Consider the following 14,381-nt stretch of genomic DNA (forward strand, 5'->3'; position numbering starts at 1 on the left):
TCTGCCGGTGGCTCGACCACGCTATCGTCCGGCCACAGATCTCGGAAACCGAAGTTTTGATCACGGTTTACGAGAGAGCGGGTGGCATGGAAACAGACCAGCGGCAGGTCGAGCTCGTCGACGCCACCGTCGCGAGCCAGTTCGCTCGCGCGGCGCTGCTCACCGTCTTGCTCGGCGCGGCCGCACAGATCGCCATCCCAATCCCGGGCCCATCACCACCGATCACCCTTCAGGTGCTATTCGTCTTCCTTGCTGGCCTCATCCTCGGCCCGGTCTGGGGATCGTTCTCCATGATCCTCTACCTCACCGCCGGCGCAATCGGCGTCCCGATCTTCGCCAACTTCGGGAGCGGAATCGGCATCCTGTTCGGCCAGAGCGGCGGCTTCCTCTGGTCGTACCCCCTCGCCGCAGCCCTGATCGGTCTCTTCGTTCACCGCGGCTACCGCAGCCACGGGCTTCGTGACCCCGCCGCCGTCTCGCTCCCGCTCGTCGTCGCCGCCCTCGTCACCGGCACCATACTCATCTACGGGATGGGTGCCGCCTACATAGCGATGCTACTCGAGTTGACCGCGTGGCAGGCGATTACGGCTGCCGTCATTCCGTACATCCCGGGTGAAATCCTGAAGATAGCTGCGGCGATCGCAATCGTCAGGAGTGGCCGATTACCGACCCCAGGATACCAGTCGGGTCGGTGACCGAGTCGATGATCGAATTCGACGACGTCACCTACGGGTTCGACGACGTGCCGGTACTCGAAGACCTCTCACTGACGATCGACGACGGCGAGTTCGTCGTTCTCGCGGGGGCCAACGGGAGCGGCAAGACCACGCTGTTGCGCCACTGCAACGGACTGCTCTCTCCCGACAGCGGGACCGTTCGGGTCGACGACACACCGGTTTCGGAAAACCTGATCGCCGCCCGCTCGCGGGTCGGCATGGTTTTCCAGCACCCGCGGGATCAGTTCGTGGCCGCCACGGTCGGTGCCGACGTCGCCTTCGGCCCCGAAAACCTCGGACTCGACCGCGACGAGATCGACCAGCGCGTGACGGATGCGCTGGCAGCCGTGAACCTCGAGGGCCGAACAGACGAGCGCATCGACACACTTTCCGGCGGAGAGCAGGCTCGCGTCGCCATCGCGGGCGCGCTCGCGATGAACCCTATACACCTCGTCCTCGACGAACCGTTTACCGGTCTCGACGCCCCCGCCCGCCGCTCAGTACTCGACCGACTCGCGTCGCTCTCCGACTCGGGGACGGGCATCTGCCTCGCAACGCACGACCTGCGCGACGTCTGTGAACTTGCAGACCGGTTGATCGCGATGCAGGACGGACGGGTCGTCGTGGACGACGCGCCCGAGGGTGCACTCGAGTCATTCTCGGAACTCCCGATTGCGGTTCCGGATTCGGTCCGCCGGCAGCCCGCGGACTGACGCTGGCAGCCGGTCCACGCTACGAGCCGAGCACACCCTTACCGCTACATGCTTACCTACGAACCAGACGACACGCTCGCCCACCGACTCGATCCGCGCTCGAAGCTCGCGATTCAGATCGGGTTCGCAGCGACGGCACTCTCCCATACCGCTCCGCGCGCACTCGCCGTGCTCACGCTGGTCACGCTCGCGATCCTGGCAACTGCTCGTGTGCGACTCTTGCAGACGCTCTACGCGTATCGCTTCGCGTTCGTGTTCCTCGGCGGTGCACCCCTGCTCGCGTCCATCACACTCGGGCCGCCGTGGGTCGACCCCTCCGCTGGTGTGGACTCGCTGCTCGCGAGCTATCGCGTGCTCCTCATCTTACTCGTCAGTGCTGCCTACGTTCGTTCGACGCGGGTCCGGGACTCACGAGCGGCGATTCAGCGGACGATTCCCGGCAAGCCGGGGCAGTTGCTCGGCATCGGCGTCGCGCTGGTCTTCCGGTTCCTGCCGGTCCTTCGTGCAGACGTGAAGACGATCAGGGATGCGATGGCGGCCCGACTGGGAACCGAGCGGGCAGCCCACGAGCGCGCTGGGACGATCGCACTGCTCGGACTCGAGCGCGCGTTCGACCGGGCGGATCGGCTGTCGCTCGCGCTCCAAGCGCGGTGTTTCGCGTGGAATCCGACGCTGCCGCGGCTGTCGTTTTCGCGACTCGACGCGCCCGCGCTTGGGATTGCACTCGTTCTGGCACTCTCCGCGTTGCTCTGATTCCGTTGGCCACTAGCAGTTGTTGCAAATACACTTTTTTTCATTCACCAGTTAGAGTGAATTTTCCACGAGCGATTTCGAATACCTCTCGGGGTCAGGAGGATAGATGCGCTGGAATCGGTCCTCGAAGCTGAAGACTGAGCCGAGCAACAGTTCTATCAGTACCACCCGCGTACCACGATGTATGAGTACGGACGCGGGCGACAACGGTGACATGGTGAAACTTAACGTCAAGGTTCCGAAGCGGCTTCTGGAGGAACTCGACGAACTGGCTGCGGAACTGAACTACACCAACCGCTCGGAGTTCATCCGTGAGGTCCTGCGCGATACGACGGAGCCGATTCTGACGCCCGGTGCACAGGAGGGTGTCTCCCAAGGGTACGCGGACGTGGCAGCGGGACGCACGATGTCAATCTCGGAAGCGAAGGACCGACTCGGCATCGAAGACGACAGCGAGGAGTGAGGGCTGTCGTGTGGCGCACGAAGTCGTTCTAACGGAGACGGTTGTTTCGGCACTCGAACAGTACGAAACGCAGGACGCCGAACGTATCCTCAACACATTGGAGGACATCGGAGACTTCCCCGATCACTTTCTCGACCGGTTGAAGAATTACCCTGGATATAAGCTCCGAGTCGGCGATTTTCGCGTCCTGATCGACTGGGACAAAGATAACGAGGTGATCTATGCGATTGACGCGTTCGAGCGGAAGACGGAGTATCGGGAACTGGGGAAGTACCGCGAAGTGTGGGGGTCTTGGCGCGACGACGACTGACAGACACAACGGCAGACGATTCCGAGGGCTCTTGGGAACTCACCATCGGCTCCGAGCGTGACCAGGGTGACGATCTTGGTGAAGCGGTCGGCAACTGCTGCTTGTTCTAGACGAAAATCGGGGCGAGTACCCCGCGCCACAGCGCGCGGGGGTGAAGCCCGATAGCTACCCTGGGTCACTATTTTTTGCAACAACTGCGAGGGCGGCGCTACCCGACTGCTGTCCGGACACGGTCTAGGCATGCCACTCTCGGGTGGTGCCAGAAGGGGGAGACGCGAGAGTGGGTTGTGCCTCTCGCAGATCGCGAATCCACCCGCATGCAGTCTCACTGGATGGGGGGATGGAGTGACAGCGGGTGGGGGATGGAATGCCGCCAGACGAACTCGTCTGGATGGGCATACTATTGTTATTGGTGATAACTAATAACCCTTTGGCAGACGTTCGTCTGACGAGATCCGCGTGGGCGTTCCCAGTAGCCTGACTTCGGAAGATGAAGCCCAGATACGGAATCCAGAATATAAAACAGTGGGCGAGAGTTCACCGATGTGGACCGAGTAGGTGCTGATAGCAATTTTCAGAGACTGCCATAGAACGGATCTATGGTCGCCTACCGCAGTCAGTGCACAGTTTCACGCTTGATAAGACACCCCTTCCGACGGGTCATTCGAGGGGATAGTCAACAAGAAAGCTTATTACAGATCCTCTAAAAGTCCTGCTTACCCCTACCCGGAGGCTGAGTGAACGCAGTGGCAGGCCGTGCCGGGCGGCGTGATACTGCTAAACCTGCCCCGGCGAATCGCACGCTAAGCAACTTACAAGACAACAATGACAAACGAAAATTCATTCCGCGAAAAGGGACGCGCAGTGTTCCTGGCCGCACTTATGGTCATGTCGGTTGTCGCTATGTCCGCTGCCTTCACGGGCGCGGTCGCAGCGACCAACCACGATGACCTTGACGAACAGGGTGCTGATGACTACCTCGATTCAGCCAGCACCTTCTGGGAAGGACAGCACCTCCTCGTCCACTATGATGACGATGACTACGCGGACGACGATGAGTTCGAACTCCGCGATGTAGATGACAACTCGGCTGGCTCGCTCGTCGACCAGTTCTCGCTCGATGACGGCGCGTACGTTATCGACACCGAGGGCCTTGATGGTAACTACGTCATCGAGGACGACGATGGTAACATCGCTAATATCAACGATGGAGAACTGACTGACTCTGAATCGAGTGATGTTGACAACAACGACTTCGAGATCGCTCAGCAGGACTTCGACGCTGAGTTCGAATCCGACGAAGTCGCTGACAGTAACTCCGACTTCGAAGTCGAGTTCGACTCCATCCGTAACCAGTACGATGTCAACGTCTCGTCTGACGACCTCGACGAGGACGACCTCGACGAACTCCTCGACGAGATCGGCCTGTCCAACGAGGTTGACGACGAGAACGAAGTTGCAACTCTCAAAGACGTCTCTGACGGTGCTTACTCGCTGAACTTCACCGACATTGACGCCGGCGAATACGAGTTCAACTTCGATGTTACGGACACGGCCGCTGAATCCAGCGCCACCGTGAACGTGACTGAGTCTGCTGCTGCAGACCTGAGCTTCGCCGAATCTGACTTCACTGAAGAGCGCAGCAACATCGCTGCAATCGACATCGAACTGCAGGAGACGTCCGATGCCCACGTCCAGATCGGTGAAGAGGACGAAGTCAACTACGAGGTCCAGCTCCAGGTTGAGGACGGCAGCGACGACGGTAACGTCACGCTCCTCGTTGACACCACTGAAATGCACACCGCTGACGACAGTGCATTCTGGGCGGCTCACGAGGAAGATGATGTCTCCGTTGAAGATTACGAAGCCACATCCGACGTTCTCGAGGGAGGCGACTACACGCTCTCGCTCGCGAACGACGCTAGCTTCGACGACGAGCACGACACGGCGTTCTTCACGCTGAACGACCGCACTGAGCTCGCTGACGATGCCGTCTCGATCTACACGGCACCAGATGACGTCGAAGACTTCAGCGATTACAACGACACGACGGTCACCTCGACCGACTACATCGCACAGAACGACACGCTCCTGGCAACTGTCGACACCACCAGCCTCTTCGCGTACTTCGACGACGCTGACGAGTTCAGCGACGTCGACGACACGCTCGAGCTGGCGATCGTCGAACAGGACCCAGGTCCAAACGCTGACCCAGTCGTCTTCAACGCAACTGACAATGACTTCGATGTTGACGTTGTCGACGCCAACCAGTCCGCAGGCCAGCTGATCTTCGCTGTCGACTACAGCGAGGCTTACGATGGCTCGGACGAATTCGAGCTGGAGACTGACTACGATCTCGAGTTCACTGTGAGCGACGAGAACGCCTTCGCAGAGGACAACGAGTCCGCTGCAAGCGAATTCGTCGTTGAAGAGCGCGAACTCGAATGGGACGACACTGCTGAAGAAGTTCCGAACAGCGACAGTGCAATCGTGACGGGTGAGACTAACGTCGCACCAGGTACGGAAGTCACGACCCGCGCTCGCTCGACCGGCAACTTCACCACTACCAGCGACACTGTTGTCGAAATCGACGACGACGGTGACCGGTACTTCGAAGCTGAGTACGACCTCAGCGACTACGCAGCAGGTACCGAGTTCACGCTCACCGCAAACGAGGACGAAGAGTCGGCAGAGATCGACTCCGTGCTCGTTGACGCTGACGAGGCAATCATCACGGTCGACGCTGACGCACCATCCGACGCTGAAGTCGGTGAGGACGTCACGCTGGACGTGACTATCAGCAACACTGGTGGCACCTCTGACGAGGTTGACATCGGTGTTGTCATCGCCGGCGAAAACGTCGATGAAGTGACCACTGAACTCGAATCTGAGGGCACCTGGTCCAACAGCTACGAGTTCACGGCTGATAGCGAAGGTGACGTCGAGTGGAGTGTCACGGCAGGCGACTACGACGAGGAGTCTGGTGTGACCACCTTCTCCGACGACGACAAGTCTGACGACGACAAGTCCGACGACGACAAGTCCGACGACGACGGTGCTGACGACGACGGCGCAGCCGACGACGGCGCTGACGACGACGGCGAAACCGACGACGGCGAAACCGACGACGACGGTTCGCCTGGCTTCGGTGTCGCAGTCGCACTCGCAGCACTCCTCGGCGCTGCAATGCTGGCTCTGCGCAAGCAGAACTAAGCTGAGCAGCTCCCCACACTAACTACCGGACTTCGTCCGGCTTTGCCGCACCTCGATTTTCTTTCGACCGCTACACCAACCAGCGACAGCTATCGCTCGATTGCGTTGATTTTCATACCCGTGACGTCCTCGTCTTCCCGAACTACTGCTGCTCCGGTGCCTGAACGAATACCCGCCGTGGGCGGACAGCCGGTAGTGAAATCACTGCACACTCACTCTCGTAACACTACAAGACGGAATCGGTTCTCGAGATCAGCTCCTCGAGTTGCGAGTTCGGCCTGGGTGGGCTGTGGGTGATGTGGGGGAAGTGTGAGTGCGCGGAGTGGCTGGTAGCGCGGTGGAGTGCTAGGGTGCTGGCGGGACTGAGAGCCGTCGATCGGCGACTGACAGTCGGTGGTCGAGTGGCTTCGATGGCTTCGATGGCTTCGATTGTGGTGACACCGTGATCGACAGCGAGTCACCACGGTGGGTTCGAGCTGTCAGTGGGAGCCGGCCGACGGCAACGAGGCGAAGAACGCCACCCCCAGGGTAACGCCACCCCCGTTGCCAGCACCAGCACACCAACACCATATCGCTACCACACCAGCCCAGCACTCACTCCCACACCCACCCAGTGTTCCGCCGCAACTCGAGTTGGTTGAGACGGTTTGGGTTGGGTTGGGTTGGGTTCGGTTCAGTTCGGTTCGGGTCGGCTTGGTTCGGTTTGAGTCGAACCCAAGTGGGCCAACTCGAGTTGAGCCGAACCGAACCACCTGCTTCCCTGCGGCCGTCACTGGGGGGTCGACGGGAGCGGGAGGGTACTCGAGTGGTGGTGTGATGGTGGTTACTGAGTGTGTGAGTTGTTTTGGGTGTCAGTTTGCGTGTCGGGTTGAGTGGCGGGTGCAGTAGCGTGGCCGCGGTCGGTATCGTGACCAGTCGCGGATGACGAACCGTCCCGTCCGTTGCGTCGGCGGTTGCGCGCCCGCCGAGCGAATCCTGGGGCGACACGACAGCCGCAGGGGCCGGCGATGGCTTCCGTGGGGCTGGTCATGCTGGTGCGTGTGACAGGGTGATCACAGCGGGGACAGTTGGGGAGCGAGGTGGTGTCGGGGTCGGGGGTGTAGTCGGGGTCGAGCCCGAGGGCAGCTTTGAGATCTCGAGTGGTGGTGTACTTGCTGTCAGCGTCAGCGTTCGAGTCCGAGCCCGAGCCCGAGTCGGTATCGGTGTCGTCACTCATGGCGACCACCGAGGAAAAATCGCAGTCCTACGGGTAGTTGGGTGCTGTTCGGTGGGTATCGTGCGGGACGTTTATATCCCGGTCGGATGTATGTAATCATGGCTTCAACGCGAGTCGCGTTTTGGAAGCCACGTCTCGGGTGCTGCAACACCCGGGGCACTTTCGTACCCACGTTGTGGCTTCCGTTCTAATTGTTGACTGGTATTGTCTTATAACTATCGCTGAGGTATCGAATATGATCGCTCGGTTCGTGTTTCGTTTGGGTTGTACTCCGTAGGAACTGTTCTCCGAGTAGTACGCCACTACGAGCACCGTCGAGGTGAGTGCCGCCGCGTTCCCCAGGCGACGAGAACAGGTTCGTCGAGCACTGGCCCACACCGACCTTGTTAAACCCTGATGGAACATTTTTGTAATACTGTCTCGTAATACTCGCACGTATGACCACGGTCTCGGCAAAAATTCCAGATGAGATGAAGGAGGAACTCGAAAAGGAAGATATCAACGTTAGCGAGGTTATCCGTAACGCGCTCGAGGAGGAAATCACCAAGCGCCGGCGCGAGAAACTTCGACGGGATGTCGATTCCCTTCGAGAGAAGATAGATGACGGTGTTGAAACTGACGAGATCGTTGGAGCGGTTCGTGAAACCCGCCAGGAGAATTAATGTCTGACTATCTCTTTGACGCAAGCTCGGTGGTAGAACTTCTCATTGGAGAACGCGGCGTCAATGTGGATATTAGTATCCTGTTCGATGAGTATCTGCTCGATTTGACGATGTACGAGGCGGCGAATGCACTCTGGAAAACCGGCCTTGCTCACGATAATCTAACTGAGTCTGAATTAGAAGACGCTGTTACTATTCTCTCACGACTTGGTACAGAGGTTCGACTCGAGACCGTGAGTAACGAAACCCTCACTTCAACGATGGATGTCGCCCAATCAAACGGACTTACGTTCTATGATGCGGCGTATCTTGCAACCGCAGAGCGTACTGACCTCACCCTGGTAACTGAAGATAGCGCGCTTCGAACGGCCGCACGTGAGCAAGAGATTCGAGTAGAGAGCGTGCGTACGGATGGCTCACTCTAGCTCTCACGTTCCACTCTGACAGCTGAAAGTCAGGATACAAAGCGGAGTTGCGTGGTGATTTACTGCACACCCTGCGAAGCAGGCCGGTGGAGTGGATTGTGAACTACGCCGAGACTGCTCGCTTCGCTGTGCGTCTCGTCTCGTTCAAATCCTCCAGAACAGACATTCGGCTCGCGAACTTGCTCACCGAAACGTAACCGGTGGAGGGATTGTGAACCACGGTCGCAGCGAAGCTGTTCCCTGATTCAAATCCCTCCACTGCTTGCTTTGCTCCTCACGTAGTGTTCGTCGCAAAAGGCAAGCCGGTGGAGGGATTTGAACCCTCGACCTAATCCTTACGAAGGATTCGCTCTGCCAGTCTGAGCTACACCGGCGCGGTTCGAGTGCGTTTACTCATAGGTTCGATAGCAGGCATAAGGATTGCGAATCGTCGTGGTCGTGCCAGTCTGTTTCGTGGAACGGCCTATCGCTCGAGTCGAACGTCCAGACAGACGTTGAGCTCGTGCGGAGCATAGGAACGAACCACTCGCTGCGTTTCCACAGTCACCTCGTACTCCGGTTCCGCTACCTCTCGAATCGCGCGCTCACCCGGCCCGAACGGGTCGTCTTCGGGCTGAATATCGTAGTAGTGAATCACGCAGTCGTCGCCCGCGGTCGCGACAGCAGACTCCACGAACTCGTCTGCGCTGTGGGGTAAATTCATCACGATGCGGTCTGCCCAGCCGTCGTACTCGCTGGAAACGTCGCGCACGTCGTCACAGATCGCCGTCACGCGGTCCGCGACGCCGTTGCGGCGCGCGTTCTCGCGCAGGTATTCGATGGCATCCGGATTCACGTCGACGCCGACACACTCCGCGCCGCGGTTTGCGAACGGGATGACGAACGGGCCGACGCCGGCGAACATGTCGAACACCTGTTCGTCAGGTGCTGCCTGCTCGGTGACCCGGTGGCGCTCCGTCGCGAGCCGTGGCGAGAAGTAGACCGCGGCGAGGTCGAGTACGAACTCACAGCCGTACTCGCGGTGGACGACCTCGGTATCGTCGCCCGCGAGGAGGTCCCAGTCGCGAACGCGGGTCTCGCCTTTCACCTTCGAGGCTTTGTTCAGCACGGTGTCGACGGGGAGGTCGGACTCGAGTACGGCCGCAGAAATGTCCCGCGCTCGCTCGGCGTCGTCCTCGTCGAGGAGGACGGCGGTGCCGAGGCGTTCGTAGGACGGATCGAACCCCAGTAGTTCGGCGGGTGTGGTCTGGGTGTCGCGTTCGCCGACGGTTTTGGTGACGAGTTGGGGGGAGTGGCTGGGGCTGTCGGTGTTGGAGTCGGGATCGAAATCGGAGTCAGAGTCGGAACCGGCGTCGTCTTGCGTCTCGTGCTCCGGCACAGCGCCCTCGGGTGCGAGTTCGAGCACCTCGCGAACGGCGTCGACATCGCTGATCGGGATGTAGAGCCAGCCGTCTTCGACGGTGATCTCGTAGTCGTCGGCAATCAGGTCCGCGTCGGCGAGTGTGCGACGTGTGGCTTCGCCGTGTTCGCGGGCGACGCGAACGCACGGCACTTCCCCGGACATACCGGTAGTCACCGGTCGGTCGCCGTAACGCTGACGTTTCCACTCGAGTAGAATCGTACGTATGGGCGTTCGAATGCGGTTGACGTCGGTGGAGACGGTGTACGAGGAGCGGTCGTGGCTGTTTACGGTTCGTGATCGGCACGGCGACCCGGAAGAGGTGATTCTCGTGCCGTGTACAGGCGAGCGGGGTGAGACAGCATCCGCCTCGGAAGCAGCGGTAGAGCAAGCAGCAGAGGAGAAAACGACGGCTGAGAATCGCGGCGTCGAGGCCTGGGTGAACCAGTGTACGCACGAGTTCCAGCGCCTCGACACGGGACGCGGCGTGGCGATGCGCGATGGGCAGATCATCTGTCCGAAACACGGCTCGATGTTCGACTCCTGCTCGGGCTACTGCGACAACGGCGAGGCCGCGGACACGACGCTGCCCTCGGTCGAAATCACCGTCGACCGCGGCGACGTTTATCTGACTGACGACGACGTGACGTTCATGCACCAGGGCGGAATCGACGGTGGGGACGACGACCCGTCCTCGAGCTCGCACCTGTCGCTGTGAGGTCCGCAGCAGAGCCACTCGAGGAAACAGCCAAATCCGGTCGCTGAAGTACGACCGCAGCGCAGTCACTGCTATGCTCACCTTCATCGGCCTCGGCCTCTACGACGACCGCTCGATCACCGTCGAGGGCCAGGAGGCCCTGCGCAGCGCCGACCGCGTCTACGCCGAGTTCTACACCAGCAAACTGATCGGCGCAACTGTCGAGGAACTCGAGTCCGCCCACGAGATCGAGATCGAGGTCCGGGACCGTGCGGGCGTCGAGCAACACCCCGAAGACATGCTCGACGCCGCCGAGAGCGAGGATGTGGCCTTCCTGACGGCCGGCGATACGATGATCTCGACGACGCACGTCGACCTCCGACTACGGGCACACGACCGTGGGATCGACACCCACGTCATTCACGGCGTGACGGCCCAGACGGCGACGAGTTCGCTCACGGGACTCCAGAACTACCGCTTCGGCAAGGCGACGACGCTGCCGTTTCCCTATGCCCACGGCGCGGACGGCTTGCCCGCGAGCGTCACCGACACCATCGACGAGAATCGTGCAGACGGCCTCCATACCGTCGTCTACCTCGACATCAAGGTAGGCCACGAGCGAACCGACGAAGACGAGTACATGACCGCGGACGTCGGTGCGGACCTGCTCGCCGAGGAGTACCCTGACCTCGTCGGCGTCGTCGTCGCCCGCGCGGGCAGTCCGGAGCCGCTCGTCGAGGCCGGGACGATGACCGAACTCGCGGATCAGGAGTTCGGCGAGCCACTCCATCTGCTCGTGGTCCCCGGCGACTGTCACCTGCTCGAGGCTGACGCGCTGGTCGAACTCGCTGACGCGGACCGCGAGACGCTGGATATCGTGTGAGCTGCCGTCGTTGTACCGCTCGAACTGAGCGCTGTCTCGAAGCGAAGTCCGTACTCGAGTACACCACATCGTCCAGCACCACGAAAACTGAGAGTTCGATCCGCACCACCTGATCGAAAGAAGACAGAACAGCTACAGCCGCTCGATAACCGCCGCCGTCACGTCCGCCGTCGACGCGTTGCCGCCCAGGTCCGGCGTTCGCGGCCCATCCGCGAGCGTCTCTTCGACTGCCGCATGAACCGCCGCCGCCTCCTCGTCGTAGTCTAGGTACTCGAGTAGCATCGCTGCGGAGATGATCGTCGCGGCGGGGTTGGCGACGCCCTCGCCGGCGATGTCGGGGGCGGTGCCGTGGACGGGTTCGAACAGGCCGCGGTCGGGGCCGATGTTCGCGCTTGGGAGGAGGCCGAGACCGCCGACGAGGCCGGCGGCGAGGTCAGAGAGCACGTCGCCCGCGAGGTTCGGGCAGACGATGACGTCGAACTGCGTGGGGTCGAGACAGACTTTCGTCGCGAAGGCGTCGATGAGCACCTCGTCGGTGTCGACGCCGTTGTCGGCGGCGACTTCGGCGACGGTGTCCCGGAAGAGGCCGTCGGTTTCGCGCATGACGTTCGCCTTGTGCGCGATGGTGAAGCCGTCGTGCTCGCTCTCCGGGCCGGCGTACTCGCAGGCGAATTCAGCCAACTGTTCGGAGGCGGACTGCGTGGTCACGCGGGTCAGCGTCGCCACGTCCTCGGTTAGCCGGTCCTCGTGGCCCGAGTAGACGCCCTCGGTGTTCTCCCGGAGGAAGACCAGGTCGGTCTCGGGACGAACGGCGTCGATGCCCGGGTACGCCTTCGCCGGGCGGATATTGACGAACGAGCCGACGGCCTCCCGCAGCGGGAGGATGACGTCCGCAGCGGTCTCTCCCGCCGCACCGAACAGCGTGGCGTCGGCCGTCGCCGCGAGTTCGTACGTCTCCTCTGGCAGTGCTTCGCCGGTCTCCGCTTTGACTGCGTCGCCAGCCTCGGCTTCGGTGAACGAAAAGTCCACGTCCAGCGCCTCGAGCACCTCGACTGCGGCGGGTGTAACCTCCTGTCCGATTCCGTCGCCGGGGATGACGGCGATCTCGTGAGTCATGTCGACACCTCTCTCGGGCGGCGAAAAGAGGGTATCGATAGCGTCAACGTTGCTCCCTCGAGTTGCCACCTCGAGTTGCCCCCGCTCTCGTAGCGTCGACTCTCAGCAGGCGGACTCGATTCGCTCCTGTCGATCCGGCTCATCGAGCGGGCCGTCCGGCCCGACTGGTTGTTCGACGTGGACGACGGTCACCGACTCGACCGGCTGGTCGAACTGCCCGCCGACCTGCTCGCAACTGAACGCAGCCACCGGTTCGTAGTAGACGTCCCCGACGTACCGTACGTTCACCCCGTAGCGTTTCCAGAGTGTCGACGGATAGGCCGTCGTCCCGTCCGGTGGCCGGTCAGCGCGGACGGTGGTTCCGTCCACGTGCGTTTCGACTGTCTCACCGGACTCGAGTGTCGCGTCGATAGCGTACCAGCTGTAGGCGTCGGGTGGATTCGGCGCGAAGAACGACCAGCTACCGAGGTCCTCGTCAGCGTCGGTGATTGCAGCGGGGCCGCCAACGCCGACGGCCGCAGCGTGCCAGAACAGCAGTGTCGCGAACAGACACACGACGAGGGCGGTGCTGAGAACACCCACCCCGCGGCTCGCGTTCAGCGTGGCCCACAAGCCCTGCGGTGAGTCAGATGGCGTGGACGCCACATCATCAGCACCGCGTCCCGCTGTTCCACCGTCACCACGCGCCGGTCGGCCAGCCACCAGCCGCTCCGGCGTCCGCGTTTCGACGACGGACTCGAGTTCCCGCCAGACTGGCGACGGCACGAACAACAGCAGACCCGAGATCATGACGAGCGGGAAGACGCCGAGTCGCATCGTCGCGGCCATCCCTAGATGCGTTCCGACGAAGCCCGCCACGAGTGCGAGTCGGAGTCGACCGGTGACGACGAGCAGCACGACGCTACTCGAGAGCAGCGCGATCCAGAACCAGTTGGCTGCGGTAAGGGCCAGCGAGAGCTCCGAGAGGGCGGAGCCGATCGGCGTCATGTACTGTTCGAGGTGGAGTATCCGCTGGACGGCGATGCCGCTGAGCCAGGCGTCGCTCTGGAATTTGAGGATCGCGTTGGTACCGTAGATGAGCGTGAAGTGGACGAGCATCGTCGCGGTTGCGAGCGAACAGGTGCGACTGTGACTGTCGAGTCCCGTCCGTTTCTGGCTCGCCGAGTCGTTCGCGCGCCGACGTGCGTCGATCGACCATCGAGCGCTGAGCGGGAGAAAAAGCCCGAGTGCGAGAAACGAGAGGAGGATCGTATCGCCGCCGTTGAGCACCAACGGATTGCGGGCGTGGAGCGACGCGGTGAGAGCGAGCGCGCCGACCGTCGCGAGCCGGGTTCGGTAGCCGACGAGCAGCGAGGCTGCGAACAGGCCGGCGAGCGCGAGAAGCAGTGCCTGGAACCACGCAGCGCCCGAGAGGGCGTGGATCGAGACCACTTCGAAGAGGGGGTACGTTTCCGCGAGCGTTTCCCTGGGAAACACGCCCTGATCGGTGTAGAACGTCCGCAGCCCGGGCAGTCGCAACGTAAGGAGATCGATCAGTAGTACGAGACCGAGTCCGATCCGAAACGCAGCCAGCGCTCGCAGGTCGATTCCCAGCCGGGACTCGAGTGCGTCGGTCCAGAAATCGGGCGCTGCGACCAGTGAACGGGGTGTAGACGGACGGGATGTCATCGGGGACCAGCCAGTCGAATACCCAGAGTTTCAGTCAAGACAACAAGTGCTTTGTCCTCTGGTGGCCGGCGAGAGAGGTCGCTTTCAGACGCAGATCGTCACGAGAGGACAGTATCGGAACCAGACAGGCAGCTGAAAACAGGAACC

At 61.4% G+C, this 14,381-nt stretch carries 14 protein-coding genes and 1 tRNA gene; 10 read left to right on the plus strand and 5 right to left on the minus strand.

Going from position 1 to position 14,381, the window contains the following annotated elements:
- The first annotated feature begins 86 nt into the window (after positions 1–86).
- The 6 genes from NMAG_RS04220 to NMAG_RS04245 all read left to right on the plus strand — a co-directional run bounded on the left by NMAG_RS04220 (position 87) and on the right by NMAG_RS04245 (position 6,168).
- A complete protein-coding gene (locus NMAG_RS04220) occupies positions 87–695 on the plus strand; it encodes a biotin transporter BioY (RefSeq protein WP_049916402.1) in 609 nt (202 codons plus the stop codon).
- Positions 696–703: 8 nt separating this feature from the next.
- Positions 704–1,429 carry an energy-coupling factor ABC transporter ATP-binding protein gene (locus tag NMAG_RS04225; RefSeq protein ID WP_012996433.1) on the plus strand — a complete coding sequence of 242 codons (726 nt, stop codon included), beginning with the start codon at positions 704–706 and terminating at the stop codon, positions 1,427–1,429.
- Between the two features lie 48 nt (positions 1,430–1,477).
- Positions 1,478–2,182, plus strand: coding sequence for an energy-coupling factor transporter transmembrane component T family protein (locus tag NMAG_RS04230; RefSeq protein WP_004216666.1), 705 nt, complete (start codon positions 1,478–1,480; stop codon positions 2,180–2,182).
- 184 nt (positions 2,183–2,366) lie between these two features.
- Positions 2,367–2,645, plus strand: a complete 279-nt coding sequence (locus NMAG_RS04235; RefSeq protein WP_004216667.1) for a ribbon-helix-helix domain-containing protein — start codon at positions 2,367–2,369, stop codon at positions 2,643–2,645.
- Between the two features lie 10 nt (positions 2,646–2,655).
- The gene (locus tag NMAG_RS04240; RefSeq protein WP_004216668.1) at positions 2,656–2,955 is read left to right on the plus strand and encodes a type II toxin-antitoxin system RelE family toxin; all 300 of its coding nucleotides are present in this window, start codon (positions 2,656–2,658) and stop codon (positions 2,953–2,955) included.
- 882 nt (positions 2,956–3,837) lie between these two features.
- Positions 3,838–6,168: a DUF7827 domain-containing protein gene (locus NMAG_RS04245; RefSeq protein WP_237076837.1), complete on the plus strand. Its 2,331-nt coding sequence runs from the start codon at positions 3,838–3,840 to the stop codon at positions 6,166–6,168.
- Between the two features lie 823 nt (positions 6,169–6,991).
- Here the strand turns inward: NMAG_RS04245 and NMAG_RS04250 are convergent.
- The gene (locus NMAG_RS04250) at positions 6,992–7,384 is read right to left on the minus strand and encodes a hypothetical protein (RefSeq protein ID WP_012996434.1); all 393 of its coding nucleotides are present in this window, start codon (positions 7,382–7,384) and stop codon (positions 6,992–6,994) included.
- A gap of 437 nt (positions 7,385–7,821) precedes the next feature.
- On the opposite strand from NMAG_RS04250, the gene NMAG_RS04255 reads away from it, so the two are divergent.
- Both NMAG_RS04255 and NMAG_RS04260 read left to right on the plus strand, forming a co-directional pair.
- The gene (locus tag NMAG_RS04255) at positions 7,822–8,046 is read left to right on the plus strand and encodes a hypothetical protein (protein WP_004216672.1); all 225 of its coding nucleotides are present in this window, start codon (positions 7,822–7,824) and stop codon (positions 8,044–8,046) included.
- Positions 8,046–8,471 (plus strand): type II toxin-antitoxin system VapC family toxin, encoded by a 426-nt coding sequence (locus tag NMAG_RS04260; protein WP_004216673.1) that lies wholly within the window; start codon positions 8,046–8,048, stop codon positions 8,469–8,471. The genes NMAG_RS04255 and NMAG_RS04260 overlap by 1 nt, the downstream gene beginning before the upstream one ends.
- A gap of 300 nt (positions 8,472–8,771) precedes the next feature.
- Here NMAG_RS04260 and NMAG_RS04265 read toward each other — a convergent pair.
- Positions 8,772–8,845, minus strand: a tRNA-Thr gene (locus NMAG_RS04265).
- A gap of 89 nt (positions 8,846–8,934) precedes the next feature.
- A complete protein-coding gene (locus NMAG_RS04270) occupies positions 8,935–10,035 on the minus strand; it encodes a class I SAM-dependent methyltransferase (RefSeq protein ID WP_004216674.1) in 1,101 nt (366 codons plus the stop codon).
- A 61-nt stretch (positions 10,036–10,096) separates the two neighbouring features.
- Here NMAG_RS04270 and NMAG_RS04275 point away from each other — a divergent pair, with 61 nt between their 5' ends.
- A complete protein-coding gene (locus NMAG_RS04275; protein ID WP_004216675.1) occupies positions 10,097–10,588 on the plus strand; it encodes a Rieske (2Fe-2S) protein in 492 nt (163 codons plus the stop codon).
- A 73-nt stretch (positions 10,589–10,661) separates the two neighbouring features.
- Complete coding sequence (gene dph5, locus NMAG_RS04280) at positions 10,662–11,450, plus strand: diphthine synthase (RefSeq protein ID WP_004216676.1); 789 nt, start codon at positions 10,662–10,664, stop codon at positions 11,448–11,450.
- Between the two features lie 132 nt (positions 11,451–11,582).
- On the opposite strand, the gene NMAG_RS04285 is transcribed toward dph5, so the two are convergent.
- Together NMAG_RS04285 and NMAG_RS04290 are read right to left on the minus strand one after the other, a co-directional pair.
- Positions 11,583–12,566 (minus strand): isocitrate/isopropylmalate dehydrogenase family protein, encoded by a 984-nt coding sequence (locus NMAG_RS04285; RefSeq protein WP_004216677.1) that lies wholly within the window; start codon positions 12,564–12,566, stop codon positions 11,583–11,585.
- 102 nt (positions 12,567–12,668) lie between these two features.
- Complete coding sequence (locus NMAG_RS04290) at positions 12,669–14,234, minus strand: HTTM domain-containing protein (RefSeq protein ID WP_004216678.1); 1,566 nt, start codon at positions 14,232–14,234, stop codon at positions 12,669–12,671.
- Positions 14,235–14,381 lie beyond the last annotated feature (147 nt).

Origin of the sequence: Natrialba magadii ATCC 43099 (assembly GCF_000025625.1) — an archaeon.
Lineage (GTDB): Archaea > Halobacteriota > Halobacteria > Halobacteriales > Natrialbaceae > Natrialba > Natrialba magadii.

Excerpts from the sequence above, each read along its gene's own strand:
- NMAG_RS04220 (WP_049916402.1), top strand. The coding sequence starts at position 87 with ATGGAAACAGACCAGCGGCAGGTCGAGCTCGTCGACGCCACCGTCGCG.
- NMAG_RS04225 (WP_012996433.1), top strand. The coding sequence starts at position 704 with ATGATCGAATTCGACGACGTCACCTACGGGTTCGACGACGTGCCGGTA.
- NMAG_RS04230 (WP_004216666.1), top strand. The coding sequence starts at position 1,478 with ATGCTTACCTACGAACCAGACGACACGCTCGCCCACCGACTCGATCCG.
- NMAG_RS04235 (WP_004216667.1), top strand. The coding sequence starts at position 2,367 with ATGAGTACGGACGCGGGCGACAACGGTGACATGGTGAAACTTAACGTC.
- NMAG_RS04245 (WP_237076837.1), top strand. The coding sequence starts at position 3,838 with ATGGTCATGTCGGTTGTCGCTATGTCCGCTGCCTTCACGGGCGCGGTC.
- NMAG_RS04250 (WP_012996434.1), bottom strand. The coding sequence starts at position 7,384 with ATGAGTGACGACACCGATACCGACTCGGGCTCGGGCTCGGACTCGAAC.
- NMAG_RS04255 (WP_004216672.1), top strand. The coding sequence starts at position 7,822 with ATGACCACGGTCTCGGCAAAAATTCCAGATGAGATGAAGGAGGAACTC.
- NMAG_RS04260 (WP_004216673.1), top strand. The coding sequence starts at position 8,046 with ATGTCTGACTATCTCTTTGACGCAAGCTCGGTGGTAGAACTTCTCATT.
- NMAG_RS04270 (WP_004216674.1), bottom strand. The coding sequence starts at position 10,035 with ATGTCCGGGGAAGTGCCGTGCGTTCGCGTCGCCCGCGAACACGGCGAA.
- NMAG_RS04275 (WP_004216675.1), top strand. The coding sequence starts at position 10,097 with ATGGGCGTTCGAATGCGGTTGACGTCGGTGGAGACGGTGTACGAGGAG.
- dph5 (WP_004216676.1), top strand. The coding sequence starts at position 10,662 with ATGCTCACCTTCATCGGCCTCGGCCTCTACGACGACCGCTCGATCACC.
- NMAG_RS04285 (WP_004216677.1), bottom strand. The coding sequence starts at position 12,566 with ATGACTCACGAGATCGCCGTCATCCCCGGCGACGGAATCGGACAGGAG.
- NMAG_RS04290 (WP_004216678.1), bottom strand. The coding sequence starts at position 14,234 with ATGACATCCCGTCCGTCTACACCCCGTTCACTGGTCGCAGCGCCCGAT.